20 protein-coding genes are annotated in these 20,011 nt (G+C 63.1%); 15 read left to right on the forward strand and 5 right to left on the reverse strand.

What is annotated here, in order from left to right; genetic code table 11:
* The first annotated feature begins 68 nt into the window (after positions 1-68).
* The 8 genes from ACPZMI_RS23805 to ACPZMI_RS23840 all read left to right on the forward strand — a co-directional run bounded on the left by ACPZMI_RS23805 (position 69) and on the right by ACPZMI_RS23840 (position 9,330).
* Positions 69-794 (forward strand): tellurite resistance TerB family protein, encoded by a 726-nt coding sequence (locus ACPZMI_RS23805; RefSeq protein ID WP_426353197.1) that lies wholly within the window; start codon positions 69-71, stop codon positions 792-794.
* Between the two features lie 126 nt (positions 795-920).
* Positions 921-2,543 carry a methyl-accepting chemotaxis protein gene (locus tag ACPZMI_RS23810; RefSeq protein ID WP_186668688.1) on the forward strand — a complete coding sequence of 541 codons (1,623 nt, stop codon included), beginning with the start codon at positions 921-923 and terminating at the stop codon, positions 2,541-2,543.
* Between the two features lie 5 nt (positions 2,544-2,548).
* Positions 2,549-3,055, forward strand: coding sequence for a chemotaxis protein CheW (locus tag ACPZMI_RS23815; protein ID WP_186668686.1), 507 nt, complete (start codon positions 2,549-2,551; stop codon positions 3,053-3,055).
* Positions 3,052-4,323 carry a CheR family methyltransferase gene (locus ACPZMI_RS23820; protein ID WP_411383899.1) on the forward strand — a complete coding sequence of 424 codons (1,272 nt, stop codon included), beginning with the start codon at positions 3,052-3,054 and terminating at the stop codon, positions 4,321-4,323. The genes ACPZMI_RS23815 and ACPZMI_RS23820 overlap by 4 nt, the downstream gene beginning before the upstream one ends.
* The gene (locus ACPZMI_RS23825; protein ID WP_411383900.1) at positions 4,320-4,985 is read left to right on the forward strand and encodes a chemotaxis protein CheW; all 666 of its coding nucleotides are present in this window, start codon (positions 4,320-4,322) and stop codon (positions 4,983-4,985) included. The genes ACPZMI_RS23820 and ACPZMI_RS23825 overlap by 4 nt, the downstream gene beginning before the upstream one ends.
* Complete coding sequence (locus ACPZMI_RS23830) at positions 4,982-7,264, forward strand: hybrid sensor histidine kinase/response regulator (RefSeq protein ID WP_426353198.1); 2,283 nt, start codon at positions 4,982-4,984, stop codon at positions 7,262-7,264. The genes ACPZMI_RS23825 and ACPZMI_RS23830 overlap by 4 nt, the downstream gene beginning before the upstream one ends.
* On the forward strand, positions 7,261-8,274 hold the full coding sequence (gene cheB / locus ACPZMI_RS23835) for a chemotaxis response regulator protein-glutamate methylesterase (protein ID WP_411383902.1): 1,014 nt from the start codon (positions 7,261-7,263) through the stop codon (positions 8,272-8,274). The genes ACPZMI_RS23830 and cheB overlap by 4 nt, the downstream gene beginning before the upstream one ends.
* Before the next feature lie 51 nt (positions 8,275-8,325).
* Positions 8,326-9,330 (forward strand): response regulator, encoded by a 1,005-nt coding sequence (locus tag ACPZMI_RS23840; RefSeq protein ID WP_186668676.1) that lies wholly within the window; start codon positions 8,326-8,328, stop codon positions 9,328-9,330.
* A gap of 38 nt (positions 9,331-9,368) precedes the next feature.
* On the opposite strand, the gene ACPZMI_RS23845 is transcribed toward ACPZMI_RS23840, so the two are convergent.
* The gene (locus tag ACPZMI_RS23845) at positions 9,369-10,568 is read right to left on the reverse strand and encodes a hypothetical protein (RefSeq protein WP_426353199.1); all 1,200 of its coding nucleotides are present in this window, start codon (positions 10,566-10,568) and stop codon (positions 9,369-9,371) included.
* A 194-nt stretch (positions 10,569-10,762) separates the two neighbouring features.
* A complete protein-coding gene (locus ACPZMI_RS23850; RefSeq protein ID WP_186711317.1) occupies positions 10,763-11,137 on the reverse strand; it encodes a hypothetical protein in 375 nt (124 codons plus the stop codon).
* A gap of 271 nt (positions 11,138-11,408) precedes the next feature.
* Between ACPZMI_RS23850 and prfB the strand changes: the two genes are divergently transcribed.
* The 7 genes from prfB to ACPZMI_RS23885 all read left to right on the forward strand — a co-directional run bounded on the left by prfB (position 11,409) and on the right by ACPZMI_RS23885 (position 18,074).
* Positions 11,409-12,504 (forward strand): peptide chain release factor 2 gene (gene prfB, locus ACPZMI_RS23855; protein ID WP_186711318.1). Its coding sequence is split into 2 segments (ribosomal slippage): positions 11,409-11,480 and positions 11,482-12,504, totalling 1,095 coding nucleotides; the frame shifts between segments, so codons are not numbered across the junction.
* Between the two features lie 93 nt (positions 12,505-12,597).
* Positions 12,598-14,100, forward strand: a complete 1,503-nt coding sequence (lysS, locus tag ACPZMI_RS23860) for a lysine--tRNA ligase (protein ID WP_054895070.1) — start codon at positions 12,598-12,600, stop codon at positions 14,098-14,100.
* 120 nt (positions 14,101-14,220) lie between these two features.
* A complete protein-coding gene (locus tag ACPZMI_RS23865) occupies positions 14,221-14,937 on the forward strand; it encodes a TetR/AcrR family transcriptional regulator (RefSeq protein ID WP_426353200.1) in 717 nt (238 codons plus the stop codon).
* A 30-nt stretch (positions 14,938-14,967) separates the two neighbouring features.
* Positions 14,968-15,516, forward strand: coding sequence for a LolA-like protein (locus tag ACPZMI_RS23870; protein ID WP_186668666.1), 549 nt, complete (start codon positions 14,968-14,970; stop codon positions 15,514-15,516).
* Between the two features lie 62 nt (positions 15,517-15,578).
* Complete coding sequence (locus ACPZMI_RS23875; RefSeq protein ID WP_186668664.1) at positions 15,579-16,856, forward strand: flavohemoglobin expression-modulating QEGLA motif protein; 1,278 nt, start codon at positions 15,579-15,581, stop codon at positions 16,854-16,856.
* Complete coding sequence (locus tag ACPZMI_RS23880) at positions 16,828-17,751, forward strand: alpha/beta hydrolase (protein ID WP_186720681.1); 924 nt, start codon at positions 16,828-16,830, stop codon at positions 17,749-17,751. The genes ACPZMI_RS23875 and ACPZMI_RS23880 overlap by 29 nt, the downstream gene beginning before the upstream one ends.
* Positions 17,748-18,074, forward strand: coding sequence for a PA3694 family proteiin (locus ACPZMI_RS23885; protein WP_063543336.1), 327 nt, complete (start codon positions 17,748-17,750; stop codon positions 18,072-18,074). The genes ACPZMI_RS23880 and ACPZMI_RS23885 overlap by 4 nt, the downstream gene beginning before the upstream one ends.
* 66 nt (positions 18,075-18,140) lie before the next feature.
* On the opposite strand, the gene lptF is transcribed toward ACPZMI_RS23885, so the two are convergent.
* From lptF to ACPZMI_RS23900, 3 genes are all read right to left on the reverse strand, one after another.
* Complete coding sequence (lptF, locus tag ACPZMI_RS23890) at positions 18,141-18,923, reverse strand: lipotoxin F family OmpA-related lipoprotein LptF (protein WP_186668660.1); 783 nt, start codon at positions 18,921-18,923, stop codon at positions 18,141-18,143.
* Between the two features lie 50 nt (positions 18,924-18,973).
* Positions 18,974-19,387, reverse strand: coding sequence for a DUF4398 domain-containing protein (locus ACPZMI_RS23895; RefSeq protein WP_054895063.1), 414 nt, complete (start codon positions 19,385-19,387; stop codon positions 18,974-18,976).
* 244 nt (positions 19,388-19,631) lie between these two features.
* Positions 19,632-19,976, reverse strand: a complete 345-nt coding sequence (locus ACPZMI_RS23900) for a pilin assembly protein (RefSeq protein ID WP_125930606.1) — start codon at positions 19,974-19,976, stop codon at positions 19,632-19,634.
* Between the last annotated feature and the right edge of the window lie 35 nt (positions 19,977-20,011).

Consider the following 20,011-nt stretch of genomic DNA (forward strand, 5'->3'; position numbering starts at 1 on the left):
TGCATTAAGCGAGAATTCAGGCTGCGGGCCTAATCTGGAGCTTCCCTATCCGTCCAGGAGTCATCCAGATGAACACCCGTGGTCTGCTCGATCAATTGCTCAAGTCCGGCCAGTCGCTGCTGCAGAACCAGCAGGGCAAGGGCGGGGCGGGCAAGGTGCCCGGTATTGGCGACCTGCTCGGGGGTGGCCAGGGCAAGGGGGCAGGCCTTGGCGGCCTGCTTTCCGGTGCCGGAGGCGGGGCGCTGGCGGCCGGTGCCATGGGCCTGCTGCTGGGCAGCAAGAAGGCGCGCAAGTACGGTGGCAAGGCACTTACCTATGGTGGCCTCGCTGCGCTTGGCGTGCTTGCCTACAAAGCCTATGGCAACTGGCGGGCGCGCCAGGGCCAGGCTGCGGCGCAGGAGCCACAGACCCTCGATCGCCTGCCGCCGGCCCAGGCCGAGCAACACAGCCAGGCGGTGCTCAAGGCGCTGGTGGCGGCGGCCAAGTCCGATGGCCATATCGACGAGCGCGAGCGTGAACTGATCGAAGGCGAATTCGTGCGCCTGGACAACGATCGCGAGCTACAGGCCTGGCTGCATGCCGAGCTGAACAAGCCGCTCGACCCCGCCGAAGTGGCCCGTGCCGCGCAGACGCCTGAAATGGCCGCGGAGATGTACCTGGCCAGTGTGATGATGGTCGATCAGGAGCACTTCATGGAGCGCGCCTACCTTGACGAACTGGCCCGCCAGTTGCGCCTGGACCCGAACTTGCGCGAGGAACTGGAGCGCCAGGTGCGGGACGCTGCAGCGCAGTGATGTGGCGATTGGCCATTTAATCGGCAGGGATGCCTGAATACTCCACAATTCAACCGATAAAGCGCCTGGCGGCTAGGCTATACTTCGACGATTTTCCCGCTCGTGAAGAATTCCTGAGGGCTGATTGTGAAGAACTGGACCTTGCGCCAACGGATCCTGGCAAGTTTCGCCGTGATCATCGCCATCATGCTGTTGATGATCGTCGCGGCGTATTCACGCCTGGTGACCATCGAAGCCAGTGAGCAGGCAGTGGGTACGGACAGCATTCCGGGGATCTACTACAGCTCGATGATCCGCAGCGCCTGGGTCGACAGCTACGTCGCCAGCCAGCAGTTGGTCGGCTTGTCCGACCATCGCGAACTGACCTCTGCCGATATCGAACTGTTCAAGGGTTTCCACGACCGACTCAGGGCGCAGATGACCAACTACCAGGGCACGATCCAGGATGCGCAGGACCAGGCATCCTTCGACACCTTCGTGCGCCTCGAGGAGGATTACGTCAAGGTGGTCGACCAGGTCCTGGCAGCCTACCGCGAGAAGAACTACCCCGAAGCCGAGCGTCTGATCGCCGAAGTGCTGACACCGGCCTGGACCGCTGGGCGCAAGCACCTGAACACGGTGATCGACCGCAATACCGAATCCGCCAATGCCGCCACCCGCGAGATCGTCAGCGCCGTGGCCACCGCCAAGGGCAGCATGATCGTTTCGCTGATCCTGGCGATCGTCGCCGCCGGCATCTGCGGCCTGCTGCTGATGCGCGCCATCAGCGCACCCATGCAACGCATCGTGCACGCCCTCGACAAGCTGCGCTCGGGTGACCTCAGTGCGCGCCTGAACCTGGACCGCAAGGATGAGTTCGGCGCCATCGAGAACGGCTTCAATGAAATGGGCGAGGCACTTGCCAACCTGGTGGCCCAGGCCCAGCGCTCATCGGTGCAGGTGACCACCTCCGTCACCGAGATCGCCGCCACCTCCAAGCAGCAGCAGGCCACCGCCACCGAAACCGCGGCAACCACCACGGAAATCGGCGCCACTTCGCGGGAGATCGCCGCGACCTCGCGTGACCTGGTGCGCACCATGACCGAGGTGACCAGTGCCGCCGACCAGGCTTCGAGCCTTGCCGGCTCCGGCCAGCAAGGCCTGGCGCGCATGGAGGAAACCATGCACCAGGTGATGGGCGCTGCCGACCTGGTCAACGCCAAGCTGGGCATCCTCAACGAGAAGGCCAGCAACATCAACCAGGTGGTGGTGACCATCGTCAAGGTCGCCGACCAGACCAACCTGCTGTCGCTCAATGCCGCCATCGAGGCGGAAAAAGCCGGCGAGTACGGTCGTGGTTTTGCCGTTGTGGCCACCGAAGTGCGTCGCCTGGCCGACCAGACCGCAGTGGCCACCTACGACATCGAGCAGATGGTGCGCGAGATCCAGTCCGCAGTGTCGGCTGGGGTCATGGGCATGGACAAGTTCTCCGAGGAGGTGCGCCGTGGCATGTTCGAGGTGCAGCAGGTCGGCGAGCAGCTCAGCCAGATCATTCATCAGGTGCAAGCGCTGGCGCCACGGGTGCTGATGGTCAATGAGGGCATGCAGGCACAGGCCACCGGCGCCGAGCAGATCAACCAGGCGCTGGCTCAGCTCAGTGATGCCAGCACGCAGACGGTCGAGTCGTTGCGCCAGGCCAGTTTCGCCATCGACGAACTGAGCCAGGTGGCTGCCGGGCTGCGTGGCGGTGTGTCGCGCTTCAAAGTCTGACGGTGATGAACGATCTGCAACCGCGTGATCAGCGTCAGGCCGAAGCCAAGGGCGTGTTGTACCTGCTGTTCCATATCGGCGGACAGCGCTTTGCCCTGGATGTGCGCGAGGTGATAGAGGTGCTGCCGTTGCGTCCGCTCAAGCCCATCGCCCAGGCACCCGCCTGGGTCGCCGGGATCCTCGGGCATCGTGGCGCGCTGGTGCCGGTCATCGACCTGTCGTCCCTGAGCTTCGGTGAGCCTGCGCCGCAGCGCACCAGTACGCGCCTGGTACTGGTGCGTTATGGCGCTGACCTGCAACTGGGGCTGGTGCTCGAGCAGGCGACCAACACCTTGCGTTGCCAACCCGACGAGTTCCAGCCCTACGGGGTGGACAACGGCGAGGCGCGTTACCTGGGGCCTGTGCGACAGGATGCACAGGGGCTGTTGCAGCGCATCCAGGTCGACGACCTGTTGAGCGATGCCGTGCGCCTGCTCTTGTTCCCTGATCAATCCACGCAGGTGGCAGGATGATCGAACAACGCTTCTTCCGCTTCCTGCAGGAGCGCATCGGCCTGGATGTGGAGTCGGTGGGCGCGCCGATGGTCGAGCGGGCCTTGCGCCAGCGATGTGTGGCACTCGCCGCGCGTGACCTCGACGATTACTGGCTGCGCTTGCAGCAATCGTCCGGTGAGCAACAGGCGTTGATCGAGGCGGTGATCGTTCCCGAGACCTGGTTCTTCCGTTACCCCGAGTCGTTCACGGCATTGGCCGGGCTGGCTCGGAAACGCCTGGTCGAGCTGGCCGGATCACGGCCGCTGCGTATCCTCAGCTTGCCGTGCTCGACCGGCGAGGAGCCCTATTCGATTTCCATGGCGCTGCTCGATGCGGGTCTGCCGCCATCGGCCGTGCGCATCGATGGGATGGACATCAGCCCCAGTTCCCTCGCCCGTGCCGAGCAGGCCGTGTATGGCCGCAACTCGTTCCGCGGCAGTGAACTGGCGTTCCGTGAGCGGCATTTCGACTGCGCCGATGACAGTTACCGCTTGCATGAGCGCGTGCGTCAGCAGGTCAGCCTGCAGCCTGGCAATGTGCTCGATCCTGCCCTGCGCAGCCGCAAGGGGGTCTACGATTTTGTCTTTTGCCGCAACCTGCTGATCTATTTCGACGTACCCACCCAGCAGCGGGTCTTCGAGGTGCTCAAGCAACTGCTCCACGACGATGGCGTGCTGTTCATCGGCCCGGCCGAGGGCAGCTTGCTGGCGCGTCTGGGCATGCGGCCGATCGGCATCGCGCAGTCGTTCGCCTATGTGCGTCAGGACCAGGTCGGCGTGCAGCCGCCGGTCAGCCCGGTGCCGCCGGCACGACCCAGCGTCCCGCCGGTAGCTGCGCCGCGTCCTGTCGCCATGCCCGTGGTGGCGCCATCCCTGGCCCGTGCTGCTCGCCCGCCCGCCAGGCCGGTTGCGTTGCCGACCGTGAACGAGAACGAAACCGAACTGCTGGCAGCCATCGCCCGTCAGGCCAATGCCGGGGCCAGCGAGCAGGCCCGCGCCAGTTGCGAGCGCTACTTGCGTCTGTTCGAGCCCAAGGCGCAGGTCTACTACTGGCTGGGGCTGCTCAGCGATACCCAGGGCGATGCCGGCGAAGCACTCAAGCATTACCGCAAGGCCCTGTACCTGGAGCCCCAGCACACCGAGGCACTGCTGCACCTGGCCACTCTGCTGGCATCCCAGGGGGATGTCACAGGGGCACGGCGTCTGCAGGAAAGGGCGGCGCGGGCGGGCAGGGAGTCTGAACGATGAGCGGTGCCTACTCGATGGACCTGATCGCCCAGGACCATGACGATATCGACGATTGCTGGAATCGCATCGGTGTCCATGGCGACAAGCAATGCCCCCTGCTGGACCGGCACATCCACTGCCGCAATTGCGAAGTGTATGCCGCTGCGGCTACCCGCCTGCTCGACCGCTACACCTTGCTGCAGGACGAGCATGTCGAGATGGCGCAGGTGGAGCAGGGCACTGCCGGTCGCTCCATGCTGCTGTTCAGGCTGGGCGAGGAATGGCTGGCCCTGGCCACTGCCTGCCTGGCGGAAATCGCGCCGCTGCAAGCCGTTCACTCGCTGCCGCACCAGCGCTCGCGGATGCTGCAGGGGGTCGCCAACGTGCGGGGTGCGCTGGTGCCGTGCCTGTCGTTCGCTGACCTGCTGGGCATGGAGCTGGCGCCAGCACAGGAGCGCAGTGGGCGGGTGATGCCGCGGATGTTGATCCTGGCTGCCGAAGGTGGGCCGGTGGTATTGCCGGTCGACGAGATCGACGGCATCCATCGCCTGGACCTTTCGCGCCTGCACGAGGAGCACGACACGGCCCATTTCACACTGGCGGTGATGCAGTGGCGTGGCCGCAGTGTGCGCGTACTCGATGACCAACACCTCCTGTCTGCCGTGAAGCGGAGCCTGTCATGACCCCGGAGCAAATGCGCGACGCATCGTTGCTCGAGCTGTTCAGTCTCGAGGCCGAGGCCCAGACCCAAGTGCTCAGTGCCGGGCTGCTGGCCCTCGAGCGCAATCCGGCCCAGGGCGATCAGCTGGAAGCCTGCATGCGTGCGGCGCACTCCCTCAAGGGCGCGGCGCGTATCGTCGGCATCGATGCCGGTGTCAGCGTCGCCCATGTCATGGAGGATTGCCTGGTCGCGGCCCAGGAGCGGCGCCTGTTGCTGCGCCCCGAACACATCGATGCCTTGTTGCAGGGCACTGACCTGCTGATGCGCATCGCAACGCCCGGGGACACCCAGGGCGAGGCGGCGGTGCCGGCGTTCCTGGTACAGATGGCCATGTTGCTCGACCCTTCGGCGCCTGCGCTGGACGCTGCCGGCGCATCGGCTGAACCTTTGCCTCTCGCGATGCCGCCCGAAGTGCCCGCGATGCCTGTGGAGCCTGAGCCGGAAGTGGAGCCTGCTCCCGCACCCAGGAGCGGCAAGCGCACAGGCGAAGGCGGTGAGCGCGTGCTGCGGGTCACCGCCGATCGCCTGAACAGTCTGCTCGACCTGTCGAGCAAGTCGTTGGTGGAAACCCAGCGGCTCAAGCCCTATCTCGCCAGCCTGCAGCGCCTCAAGCGCATGCATGGCCAGGGTATGCGCGCCCTCGACGGGCTCAAGACCCAGCTCGAAGGCAGCGGCCAGAGCGCCGAAGTGCTCGACGCCCTGGCCCAGACCCAGCGCCTGCTCGCCGAAACCCAACAGATCCTCCAGCAGCAGGCTGCCGACCTCGACGAATTCGGCTGGCAGGCGAGCCAGCGCGCGCAGTTGCTGTACGACACTGCGTTGGCCTGCCGGATGCGCCCCTTCGCCGATGTGCTGACCGGGCAGAGCCGTATGGTGCGCGACCTCGGGCGCTCCCTGGGCAAGCAGGTGCGGCTGCTGATCGAGGGTGAGAAGACTCAGGTCGACCGTGATGTGCTGGAAAAACTCGAGGCGCCGCTCACGCACTTGCTGCGCAATGCTGTCGATCATGGCATCGAGCAGCCCGAGCGACGCCTGCTGGCGGGCAAGCCCGGTGACGGCACGCTGCGCCTGCGCGCGTCGCATCAGGCCGGGTTGCTGATTCTCGAACTGAGCGACGACGGTGCGGGTATCGACCTTGAGCGCCTGCGCCGCAGCATCGTCGAGCGGGCACTGTCGCCCGCCGAGACCGTGGCGCAGATGAGCGAGGCCGAGTTGCTCACCTTCCTGTTCCTGCCCGGTTTCAGCCTGCGTGACCAGGTCACCGAGGTGTCTGGCCGTGGGGTCGGCCTGGACGCGGTGCAGCACATGGTGCGCGAACTGCGCGGGTCGATCGAGCTCACTCAGGTGGCAGGGCAGGGCTGCTGCTTCCACCTGGAGGTGCCGCTGACCCTGTCGGTGGTGCGCAGCCTGGTGGTCGAGGTCGGTGGCGAAGCCTATGCCTTCCCGCTGGCGCATATCGAACGCACCCTCGACGTACCGGCCGAGGCCATCGTGCAGATCGAAGGCCGCCAGCACTTCTGGCACGAGGACCGCCACATCGGCCTGGTCGCCGCGAGCCAGTTGCTCAACCGTCCGGCCGCGCAGGAGGAGGCGGACAGCCTGCGCGTGGTGGTCATTCGTGAGCGCGAGCAACTGTACGGCGTGGCCGTGGAGCGCCTGATCGGCGAGCGGGTGCTGGTGGTGATGCCGCTCGACCCGCGTCTGGGCAAGGTCCAGGACATTTCCTCCGGCGCCTTGCTCGACGATGGTTCGGTGGTGCTGATCATCGATGTCGAAGACCTCTTGCGCTCGGTGGACAAGCTGTTGAGCACCGGGCGCCTGGAGCGTATCGATCGCGGTGCACGGGCGGGCCGGGGTGTGGTGCGCAAGCGCATCCTGGTGGTCGACGATTCGCTGACGGTACGCGAGCTCCAGCGCAAGCTGCTGGGTACGCGCGGATACGACGTAGCGGTGGCGGTCGATGGCATGGATGGCTGGAACGCCCTGCGCAGCGAAGACTTCGACCTGCTGATCACCGACATCGACATGCCGCGCATGGACGGTATCGAACTGGTCACCCTGGTGCGTCGCGACAGTCGCCTGCAATCGCTGCCGGTGATGGTGGTGTCGTACAAGGACCGGGAAGAGGACCGCCGACGTGGACTGGATGCCGGCGCCGACTATTATTTGGCCAAGGCCAGCTTCCATGACGATGCGTTGCTGGATGCGGTGGTGGAGTTGATCGGAGGAGCCCAGGGATGAGGATCGCCATCGTCAATGACATGCCCATGGCTGTCGAGGCCCTGCGCCGTGCGCTGGCCTTCGAGCCCGCGCACGAAGTGATCTGGGTGGCCAACAATGGCGTCGAAGCCGTGCACAAGTGTGCCGAGCAGACGCCGGACCTGATCCTCATGGACCTGATCATGCCGGTGATGGATGGCGTGGAGGCGACTCGCCGGATCATGGCCGAAACCCCTTGCGCCATCGTCATCGTCACGGTGGATCGCAAGCAGAATGTGCACCGGGTGTTCGAGGCCATGGGCCACGGCGCCCTCGATGTGGTCGATACGCCGGCACTGGGTGCGGGCGATGCCCGGGAGGCGGCGGCGCCTTTGCTGCGCAAGATCCTCAACATCGCTTGGTTGATCGGCCAGCAGCGCTCCAGCGCAGTCCGCTCCGTGGCGGCGCCGGTCCGCAATCTAGCGCGTCGTTGCGGCCTGGTGGCCATTGGCTCGTCCGCAGGCGGGCCAGCCGCGCTTGAGGTACTGCTCAAGGGGCTTCCGCAGGATTTTCCGGCGGCCATCGTGCTGGTCCAGCATGTCGATCAGGTGTTCGCCGCCGGCATGGCCGAATGGCTGAGCGGTGTGTCCGGGCTACCGGTACGCCTGGCCCGTGAGGGTGAACCACCGCAGCCGGGGCAGGTGTTGCTGGCAGGCACCAACCACCACATCCGGCTGTTGCAGAATGGCCAACTGGCGTATACCGCCGAGCCGGTCAACGAAATCTACCGCCCCTCGATCGACGTGTTCTTCGAGAGCGTGGCGCGCTTCTGGCGCAGCGATGCGGTGGGCGTGCTGCTCACCGGCATGGGCCGCGATGGCGCGCAGGGGCTGAAGCTGATGCGCGAGCAGAGTTTCCTGACCATCGCCCAGGACCAGCAAAGCAGTGCGGTGTATGGCATGCCCAAGGCCGCCGCAGCGATCCAGGCGGCAGTCGAGATACGACCGCTGGAGCGAATTGCCGGGCGACTTATGGAAATCTTTCCGAAATGACGATATGTATTGAGTCACGCCGCCTGGCCGGTAGTGACCTGGTGAATAGGGATGAATGACCTACCGATCGATGGTTTCACGACGATCAACGAAAGCGCCGCGATGGTCCTGCTGGTCGACGACCAGGCGATGATCGGCGAGGCGGTGCGTCGTGGGCTGTCCCACGAGGAGAACATCGACTTCCACTTCTGTGCCGATCCACACCAGGCAGTGGCCCAGGCCATGCGCATCAAGCCGACGGTGATCCTCCAGGACCTGATCATGCCGGGTCTGGACGGCCTGACGCTGGTGCGCGAGTACCGCAACAACCCGGCGACCCAGGATATCCCGATCATCGTCCTGTCGACCAAGGAAGACCCGCTGGTCAAGAGTGCGGCCTTCGCCGCCGGGGCCAACGACTACCTGGTCAAGCTGCCGGACACCATCGAGCTGGTGGCGCGTATCCGCTATCACTCGCGCTCCTACCTCACCCTGCTACAGCGTGACGAGGCCTACCGCGCCCTGCGCGTCAGCCAGCAGCAGTTGCTCGACACCAACCTGATGCTGCAGCGGTTGATGAACTCCGATGGCCTGACGGGGCTGTCCAACCGCCGCCATTTCGACGAATACCTGGAACTGGAGTGGCGCCGCGCCATGCGCGAGCAGCAGCAGTTGTCGCTGCTGATGATCGATGTCGACTACTTCAAGGCCTACAACGACGGCTTCGGCCATCTGGCCGGTGACGAAGCGCTGCGCCAGGTGGCCGAGGCAATCCGCGGCTCCTGCTCGCGCCCAAGCGACCTGCCGGCGCGCTATGGCGGCGAGGAATTCGCTCTGGTGCTGCCCAACACCTCGCCGGGTGGTGCACGGCTGATTGCGGAAAAACTGCGCCAGACCGTGCTCGCCCTGAATATTCCGCACAATGCCCCCCAGTCCGATGCGCGCCTGACGGTAAGCATCGGATTGGCCACCCAGACACCGGTGGTGGGCAGTCACTGCCGGCAGTTGATCTCTGCCGCAGACAAGGGGCTTTACCTGGCCAAGAACAGTGGGCGTAACCAGGTTGGCATTGCATGACGCGGTTCTGCATGAAATGAATCTGCACCTGCCCGCCCTCAAGGCTGAACGGCCTGATCGGCTTTGTTGTAGCTGAACGGTGAGTGGGTGAGCTGTCGCAGGTTCAGCGCCACTACCGGTACCCATATCCCGGTGTTGGCCTTGAACTTGGTCTGGAATGACTTGGCATTGTTGAGCGAAGCGGTGTTGCCGACCTTGTAGAAGAACGCCTCGATTGGCAGCTGGGCACCATAGTTCTGCGGCCAAAGATTCACCATCAACTCATTCCAGGCCGCTTTGATGTTCGGCGGTGGATTGCTGCGTACCTTGTAGCTGATCGCGAACTGTGCGGCATTCTGGGTACTCAGTGAGCATTGATAGTTTCGGTCGGGCAGTTTGCTGGAGTACGCATACCAGGTGGCCTCCGTTGTCACGTTTACACTGGCGCAGGTGCTGAGGTCTGCCGCTGCCACGCTTCGCGGTTTCAGGCCACAGCCCTTGCCAGAGCGAACGCCGACTGCCGTCGCTGCATCATAGGCGTAGATGCACAGGTACTCCATACCCTTGCCTTGTGCGGCAGCCTCGGCTTGCGGAAGGAAGATGAAGCCTGCATCCCGGTAGAAATTGCTCACAACGGAATCGACGCGAAAGTAAGAGAAGGACACGGCACCCAGTTTAATTGCGGATGGGCTCGGGTCCCACGGGTTGAAGGGGCCGTCGTCCACTGAGCGAATGATGATGCCATTACAGTAGTAGGCAGGCAGATTTCCCGGGCAAGTATTTTCCCTGGCGTTGTAACGAGCATTCAGATTAGCGGCAATTCTTGAACCGGGGTCGGTACCGGTTTGTGTCACCCGAACGTTGAACGGCGGCGAGATGAGCAGCGGATTACCGCCGACACCGACACTGCCCGTGACCACGGCGGTACTTCCAATATCCTTGGCGATTTCGCTTCTGGGAATCTGGAACATCAGCGGTACATTGGGGGTCTTGACGACCTGAGTTTTTGCAAGCCATTCGCTGCGACCTTTCCAGCGCATGCCCACCGTATCGTTCAGCGTCATGGGCTTGTAGAGAAAGCTGACGGTGACCGAATCGCCAATGGCATCGACATCCACGGTGCTGGAACCGGAGTTGGGGAAGCGCGGGCGGTACAGTTCCAGTTGGGTCGCCGCCTGAGTCGATGACTGGATCGCCGCCACCGCAGGTGTTTCTGCCTGGTGAGTCTGGCAAGCGGTCATCGCCAGCAGCGCCAACAACAGAGCACTTGGGCCTATGCGGTAAGTACATGGCTTTACTGGCATTATCATCATGACTTCCTTGTTCGTGAGATAGAAGCGGTCATGGTGACGCTGACGTTAGTTTGGCGTGTACGCCAGCGCTCCACGAAATCAGAAGGGCGCAATAAAGTTGAGGGTGAGCAGGCTAATGACTTTGTTGTGCCCTCCGGGTATTAAGATTTTTTATCTTCTGATTCAAAAACCCGGACTTCGAGTGTTTTGCTGATCGACAGCGGCTTCCCAGGAATACCTACGCTGGCCGTCAGTTTTGATGTCCATTTGTTGCCGAGGTCTGTTTTGACCACACCATAAGGAATGACGAACGTCATGACTTTCTCATCTTTCACTTTCTGCAGAGGCAGGTCGTACGTCGCATTCCCACGCCAGCGCATGCCTACTGTGTGGCCTTCCGCAATGTCGTCATACTCGAAGGTGACCTTGAGTTCTTCTCCCAACTTATCCAAATAGATCTTGTTATCCTTGAAGTCCGGAACCTCAGGGGGGTTGTATACATCTTCTTCATTCGCTGGTTTAGTTACACTGTTCATTGTATGTCTCCTTGCGCAACTGCGCCTGACCTTAAATGTTGGTGGTGCCTGCAAGCTCATTAGTGCATAGGCTGTGGTACTTATCTACTGACAAAAATACTAGGTCGAAGAGGTTTGCAATCGACGTTCCCGCGCTCGCTCGTTACCCCCTGCCAGCGTTCGGTGCTGATCGCTTTTGCCGAAGTGCGGCGCCCGACGGGTCTGCCGCCGTGGCTCGGACTGGGTTATACTCGCGGGCTTTTCACCGAATTCGTGCGAGTAGCCAGAAGCCATGGAAATCCAACCGATCCTGAACACCATCAAGGACCTCACCGAACGTTCCCAGTCCATTCGGGGGTATCTTTGACTACGATCACAAAGCTGATCGTCTGATCGAAGTCAACCGCGAGCTGGAAGACCCCAACGTCTGGAACAAGCCGGAGTACGCGCAGGCCCTGGGCCGCGAACGTGCCATGCTGGCGCAAGTGGTCGAGACCCTCGACAAGCTGTCCAACGGCCTGGGCGACTGCCAGGACCTGCTCGACATGGCGGTCGAGGAAGGTGACGAAGCTGCCGTCGGCGACGTTGTGACCGAACTGGAAGGCCTGGAAGAAAACCTTGCCCAGCTCGAGTTCCGTCGCATGTTCAGCGGCGAAATGGACATGAACAACGCCTACCTGGACATCCAGGCCGGCTCCGGTGGCACCGAGGCGCAGGACTGGGCCAACATCCTGCTGCGCATGTACCTGCGCTGGGCCGACAAGCGCGGTTTCGACGCCACCATCATCGAGCTGTCCGAAGGTGAAGTCGCCGGTATCAAGGGCGCCACCGTGCACATCAAGGGCGAGTACGCCTTCGGCTGGCTGCGTACCGAAATCGGCGTGCACCGCCTGGTGCGCAAGAGTCCGTTCGACTCCGGTGCCCGTCGCCACACTTCTTTCTCGGCGGTGTTCGTCTCGCCCGAGATCGACGACAAGGTCGAGATCGAGATCAACCCGTCCGACCTGCGCATCGACACCTACCGTTCCTCCGGCGCGGGTGGTCAGCACGTCAACACCACCGACTCGGCGGTGCGTATCACCCACGTGCCGACCAATACCGTGGTGGCGTGCCAGAACGAACGCTCCCAGCACGCCAACAAGGATACCGCCATGAAAATGCTGCGGGCCAAGTTGTACGAGCTGGAAATGCAGAAGCGCAACGCCGCCTCGCAGGCGCTGGAAGACAGCAAGTCGGATATCGGCTGGGGTCACCAGATCCGCTCCTATGTACTCGATGACTCGCGTATCAAGGACCTGCGTACCGGTGTCGAGCGCAGTGACTGCCAGAAGGTCCTCGACGGCGACCTCGACCAGTACCTGGAAGCCAGCCTCAAGCAGGGGCTGTAAACCGCACACCACCGCCGCGATACGAGGCCATGGGCCCGTATCGCGTGCCCTGCCCGACAGGGGCACCGAATACCTGATGGAAACAATGACGACATGAGCGACCTCAAGACCGAATCGCAAGACCTGCAACAGGAAGAAAACACCCTGATCGCCCTGCGCAAGGAAAAACTTGCCGCCGAGCGTGCCAAGGGCAACGCCTTCCCCAACGACTTCCGTCGCGACAGCTACTGCAACGACCTGCAGAAACAGTACGCGGACAAGACCAAGGAAGAGCTGGAAGCAGCCGCGATCCCGGTCAAGGTTGCCGGTCGCATCATGCTCAACCGTGGCTCGTTCATGGTGATCCAGGACATGACCGGGCGCATCCAGGTCTATGTCAACCGCAAGACCCTGCCCGAAGAAACCCTTGCCGCGGTCAAGACCTGGGACCTGGGCGACATCATCAGCGCCGAAGGCACCCTGGCTCGCTCGGGCAAGGGCGACCTGTACGTCGAGATGACCGACGTGCGCCTGCTGACCAAGTCGCTGCGTCCGCTGCCTGACAAGCACCACGGCCTGACCGACACCGAGCAGCGCTATCGCCAGCGTTACGTCGACCTGATGGTCAACGAGGAAACCCGCCACACCTTCCGTGTGCGTTCTCAGGTGATCTCGCATATCCGCAAATTCCTGATCGAGCGCGACTTCCTCGAAGTCGAGACGCCGATGCTGCAGACCATCCCTGGCGGCGCTGCGGCCAAGCCGTTCGAAACCCACCACAACGCCCTGGACATGGCCATGTTCCTGCGCATCGCGCCGGAGCTGTACCTCAAGCGGCTTGTTGTCGGTGGTTTCGAGAAGGTCTTCGAGATCAACCGCAACTTCCGTAACGAAGGCGTTTCGACCCGGCACAACCCCGAGTTCACCATGCTCGAGTTCTACCAGGCCTACGCCGACTACCGCGACAACATGGACCTCACCGAGGAGCTGTTCCGCGAGCTGGCGCAGTTGGTCCTGGGGACTACCGACGTGCCATACGGCGACAAGGTATTCCACTTCGGCGAACCGTTCGCGCGCCTGTCGGTGTTCGATTCGATCCTCAAGTACAACCCCGAGCTGACTGCCGCCGACCTGCAGGACGTCGACAAGGCCCGCGCCATCGCCAAGAAAGCCGGTGCCAAGGTGCTGGGGCACGAAGGTCTGGGCAAGCTGCAGGTGATGATTTTCGAAGAGCTGGTCGAGCACAAGCTGGAGCAGCCGCACTTCATTACCGAGTATCCGTTCGAAGTGTCGCCGCTGGCCCGTCGCAACGACGACAATCCGGCCGTGACCGATCGCTTCGAGCTGTTCATCGGTGGCCGCGAGATCGCCAACGCCTACTCCGAGCTCAACGATGCCGAAGACCAGGCCGAGCGCTTCCTGGCGCAGGTTGCCGAGAAGGACGCCGGTGACGACGAAGCCATGCACTACGATGCCGACTTCGTGCGTGCCCTGGAATACGGCATGCCGCCGACCGCCGGTGAAGGCATCGGTATCGACCGCCTGGTGATGCTGTTGACCAACTCGCCGTCGATTCGCGATGTGATCCTGTTCCCGCACATGCGTCCGCAGGCTTGAGTGAATTGAAAAAGCCGCCTCCAGGGGCGGCTTTTTCTTGCTTGGCTGTGTAGTGTCTGTACCGGCCCTATCGCGGGACAGACAATGAACATCCCCTAGACAGACTCCGAGGTCCCCACCGTGCCCCCCGCAAACGCCCAGCAAGGCGCCGCCGGCGTAGCCAACGCCGTCGCCGAGAGCGTGCAGTACCAAGGTCGCAAGACCAGTCGCCAGGGCAGCGAGCAACGCCGCCAGCAGATTCTCGACGCCGCCATGCGCATCGTCGTGCGCGACGGTGTGCGCGGTGTGCGCCACCGTGCAGTGGCGGCAGAGGCCGAGGTGCCGCTGTCGGCCACCACCTATTACTTCAAGGATATCGAAGACCTGCTCACCGATACCTTCGCCCAGTACGTCGAGCGCAGCGCCGCCTACATGGCCAAGCTGTGGGCCAACACCGAGGTTGTGCTGCGCCAGCTGCTGGCCCAGGGCGACGGCAGCCCGCAGTCCCGTGCACGTCTTGCCGACGAAGTGGCGCGCATGACCGCCGACTACGTCACCCGCCAGCTGTACAACCGCCGCGACTTCCTCATGGCCGAGCAGGCCTTCCGCCAGGAGGCGCTGCTGTGCCCGCGCCTGGCCGAACTGGTGCGGGCCCACGAGCAGATCCTGCTGCATGGCGCGCGGCAGATGCTTCAGGTGGTCGGCTCGCGCCAGCCCGAGCAGGACGCCCTGGTGTTGACGGCCATCATCGAGCAGATGGAATATCAAGGGCTGCTCAAAGAAGCGAATGCCCAGGCCGATGGGCAGATGCTCGCTATCCTTACCCGTTACCTGCACCTGGTGCTGGCCGCGGTCTAAGGCGCAGCCGACCTTTTCAAGGAGAACCTGATGAAAGCCTGGCGTGTGCTGTTGTTGACCTTGTCGTTCCTGCTGCTGGGCGGGTGTCTGGTGACCTTCGACGAACCGCTGGCCAGTAACGAACCAGCCCCCAAGGCCTTGCTGGGCCAATGGAGCAGCAAGGACGCCTGGGGCCAGCCACTGAAGCTGACCATCAGCCGCGTCGGCGGCAACACCTACAAGGCCGTGGCCCGCGCCCAGGGCAAGGCGCCCGAGGATTACACCTTCAGCGTTTCGCGCCATGGCAATCGCTGGTACCTGTCGGCAGGCGTGCCCAAGCGCCTGGGCGGCAAGTTCCTGATTGGCGGTTTCGAAGTCGTCGATGGCAAGCAGTTGGTGCTCTACAACCTCGATGTCGAGCAAGTCCAGCAGGCCGTGGACAACAAGGAATTGAGCGGTCGCAGTACCGAGGTGCCCGAAGACAATGGCCCGGGCGTACTGATCGACAGCCCCGCCGAGCGGGTGCTGGCCTATCTGGACGACCCCGCCAACTCCGACCTGTTCGTCGAGGTGGCGCGGTTCCAGCGGGCCGGCAAATAGCGGATACCGCGTACCTGTAGGAGCGGGCTTGCTCGCGAATAGGCCCTTGCAAGGAGTCTCCGTTGGACGAATACCAGCAAACCATCCGCACATTGTCCGACCGTATCGTCGCGGCCCAGACCCCGATCCGGGTGCTGGACGCGGTGAAATGGGACGACGGCATTCGCCAGGGTTTTCTCAAGGCCAAGGGCAAGGAGCCGCCAGCGGTAGACCATGCGTACTACCACAGCCGCCCTCTGTCGTTCGACTCCAGCGCGGTGAAGGCCGAGTTCCAGGCCATCGAGCGCGACATCATCCGCCAGCTCGGCCAGTTCAACCCGGTCGGGCAGATCATGAAGCGCATGTGCCGCGAGTACCGCATGGTGGTGCGCATGCTCGAGGCGCGCGGCACCGAGGATTTCGGGCTGATCTCCCAGGAGCTGTATGGCGCCGCCTCCGACGCCTTCCACGCCGGTGACCCGACCCTGGCCGACCTGGGGCTGATGCTCTCGGACTACCTGAACAATATCGATGGGCGTGGCGACCTGAAGGACGAGCCGAAAAACCTTACTGCCAAGGAAGCGGTGGAGATCCTCCAGCGCCGCCTGAACAAGGTCTTCGGCGAGGCGGAAGAAACCATCCGCGTGTTCGAGTCCGATGGCATCGTCGCCGATGCGGCGGCCGGTGCCGACTACATCAAGGTGCGTGCCGACGCCATGTTCAACAGCCGCGACGTCCGCGCGCTGGAGGTTCACGAAGGGCTGGTGCATGTGGGCACCACGCTCAATGGCCTCAACCAGCCGATCTGCACCTTCCTGGCCAAGGGCCCGCCCTCGTCGACCGTGACCCAGGAGGGCCTGGCCATCCTCATGGAGGTGATCGCCTTCGCCTCCTATCCCAGCCGCTTGCGCAAGCTGACCAACCGCACCCGCGCCATTCACATGGTGGAGCAGGGCGCGGACTTCCTGCAGGTATACGAGTTCTTCCGGGGCCAGGGTTTCGAAATGGCCGAAAGCTATGGCAATGCCAGCCGAGTATTCCGCGGCTCGGTGCCCAATGGTCTGCCGTTCACCAAGGACTTGTCCTACCTCAAGGGTTTCATCATGGTTTACAACTACATTCAGTTGGCCGTGAGGAAAGGCAAGCTGGAGCAGATTCCGCTGCTGTTCTGCGGCAAGACCACGCTGGAAGACATGCGCACCTTGCGCCAACTGGTCGAGGAGGGCCTGGTGGCGCCGCCGAAGTACTTGCCCGAACAGTTCCGTGACCTCAACGCGCTGTCGGCCTGGATGTGTTTCTCCAACTTCCTCAATCACCTGAGCCTGGATCGCATTGAAGCCGACTACGCGAACATTCTCTGAGCGCTGCCGCACCCTGTTGCTCGGGCTCGGGTTGTCTTGCCTGGCCGGTTGCAGCAGCCTGCTGTTCTATCCAGAGCCGGGCCAGCCGTTCACCCCCGAGCGAGCGCACCTGCAGTACCGCGATGTCACGCTGACCACCGAGGATGGCACCCGCCTGCATGGTTGGTGGCTGCCGGCCAAGGCGGGCGTCGAGGTCAAGGGCACGGTGCTGCATCTGCACGGTAATGGTGGCAACCTGGCCTGGCACCTGGGCGGCAGTTACTGGCTGCCCGAGCAGGGTTATCAGGTGCTGATGATCGACTATCGTGGCTATGGTTTGTCCCAGGGCACGCCGACGCTGCCGGCGGTGTACCAGGATATCGATGCTGCGCTGGGCTGGTTGGGCAAGGCGCCCGAAGTGCAGGGCAAGCCGCTGGTGCTGCTGGGCCAGAGCCTGGGCGGTGCGATGGCCATCCATTACCTGGCCGGCCATCCCGAGCAGCGCCAGCGTTTCAGTGCGCTGGTCTTCGATGGGGTGCCGGCGAGTTACCGCGACGTCGGGCGCTTCGCCCTGAGTACGTCGTGGATGACCTGGCCGCTTCAGGTGCCGCTGTCGTGGCTGGTGCCCGACGCTGACAGCGCGATCCACTCCATCGAACGCCTGGACAGCCCGCCCAAGCTGTTCTTCCACAGCATCGATGACAACCTGGTGCCCATGGCCAACGGTATCCGCCTGTACCAGCATGCCCCGCCGCCGCGCGTGTTGCAGTTGACCCGTGGCGACCATGTGCAGACCTTCGCCGACCCGACCTGGCGTCAGGTGATGCTGCGCTTCCTCGACGACCCCAGCCACTTCAACGGCCTGCGCCGATTGGCGGAGGTCCCGAACTACCCTGACGAGAAGAATGCGCAATGAGTGAAGAACGCAACGCCATCCCGCTGATCCTGACCGGTGTCGGCAGCATCATCGTGACGGTGGGTGCCTTGTGGTACTACGGCTACCTGCATTTCGCCAAGCCCGAGGATGCCCTGCTGCTGCAGGACTACACCATGCTCAAGACGATTCCGGGTGAGGACTACCGGGTTTCCCTCGATCCATCGCCGCAGGTGGCGCAGTGCGTCGAGGGTGTGCTGGTGTTGTTCGACACTCAGCAGAAAGGCCTGACGGGCGTGCTGGTCGACAACCGCAAGCGGGCGATCCGCTGCATGGGCCAGGACACGCCGCAGCAGGTACAGTGAATCTGATCTTGCGCACATGAAAAACCCGCCATCAAGGCGGGTTTTTCATATCGCTCACAGCGCGTATCAGCGAATCGCAGCACGTGGCTGGACCGGTTGGTTATCGTTGGAGATGGTCACCTCCACACGACGGTTCTGCGCACGGCCCGAGGCGCTGGAGTTGTCCGCGACCGGATACTCCTTGCCATAACCCTGGGCGACTACGCGGGATGGGTCGATGCCGGCACGCACCAGCGCACGGCGTACGCTTTCGGCGCGACGCTCCGACAGGCCTTGGTTGTAGTTCGCCGAACCGACGCTGTCGGTGTAGCCCTCGACAATCACCTTGCGCTCAGGGTTTTCCTGAAGGAAGTTGGCCAGGGTGGTGATGTTCGGCAGGGCGCTGCTCTTGAGGTCGGCCTTGTTGAAGTCGAACAGCACATCGCCGAAGGTCACCAGCGTACCGCGGTCGGTCTGCTTGGCGTTGAGGCTGTCCTGCAGTTTCTTGATCTGCGCGTCGCGGGCCTCCAGCTTGGCCTGGGCGCGTTGCGCCGCAGCGTTTTTGATATCGGCTTCTGCGGTGCGCAGGGCGATGGTCTGCTTGGCGACTTCGACACGCTGGTTGGTCAGGTAGGCCAGTTGATCGACCTTCTTCTCATCTTCGCGATCCATGTAGGCCTTGTCGGCCTTGTTCAGCCAGTCCTGGGCGTCCTTGGTCTCGAGGGCTGCCAGCTTGCTCGACTGCGGATCGCTCTGCAGCGCCGAGAAGTTGGTGCGGGCCGATTCGAGGTTGGCGTTCGGGTCGTGCGAGCACGCAGCCAGACCGACGCTCAGGGCCAACAGGGCAGGGATCATTACGTAATTGCGCATAGTGTTCATCCTTTGATCGATAACGAAGGCAGGGGAATACCGGGCAGGCCTCACTGGGCGCTGCGCAGGCCTTCCTCACGTACGTCCTGAACGCCTTGGCGGGCATCCTGCACGGCTTTCTGGGCCTTGGCTGCCTGTGCCTTGCGCTCGGCGACGCGGGCGTCCCATTCGGCCTGTTCGGCCAGTCGCTTGGCTTCGTCGTACTTCTTGTCATGCATGGCGATTTCCGCCTGCTTGAACTTGTCTTGCGCCGCTTTCATCTCCACGGCGGCAAACTCGGTGCCGCCTGCGCTGACGGCAGAGTTCACGGCAGACTGGGTCACCGCGTACTGCTCGGTCGGCGGGTTGCCAGCACAGCCAGCCAGTACCAGGCTGCTGCCAAGCGCCAGCGCGGCCAGCTTGAGCCCGCGCAGAGAGTTGGACGGGAATTTTTCGGTGCGGGTCTTCATGGTGGTCAACTCCATTGGATCACTCCTGATAACGATGTCCGTAGCAGTCCATCGCTCCCTGACATACACATGTGCTCGAGTCCAAGGCCAAACACCATGCGTGCAGGGTTTTTGCGTGATGGCTATTGGCTCCGACTTGAGCGTTTTCAGAATAGTTCAGAAAAAGTTGCGTAGGCTTCGTAATTATTTCTGACTGGTCGGTCAGTGCTTTTCCTACGGAACTATTGCCGCGCGGGGCAGTATTCGTGGGCCTTCCGGCTCAGGCGTCGCGCTTGGGGAGTGGCTGGCTGAGGTCGTGCAGATGCCGCCGCGACAGGCTTAGGAAGCGTGGCGTGGGGCCGATATCTTCATACAGCGGATCACCTTCTTCATCGGTGGCGATCACCTGCTGGCCCTTCACGTAGGGGAAACTGGCTTCGAGTTCTTCGAGCGCGGCGGCGACCAGCTCGCCGAGCAGTTCTTCGGTGGTGCGCTTGGGGTACATCTCGACCAACGCGGCCAGGCGCGCCTCGGATTCCAGGTCAAGGTGCAGGTGGTGCCCGGTGGGGCTGAGGGTGCCGGCGGCGTTCTGTTCCCAGTGTTGTGCGAGCTCGCGGATTTTCATGATGACCTCTGTAGAACCGTGACATGAGCTGTGAG

The sequence above is a fragment of the Pseudomonas wayambapalatensis genome (genome assembly GCF_049942315.1).
GTDB classification, from domain to species: domain Bacteria; phylum Pseudomonadota; class Gammaproteobacteria; order Pseudomonadales; family Pseudomonadaceae; genus Aquipseudomonas; species Aquipseudomonas wayambapalatensis.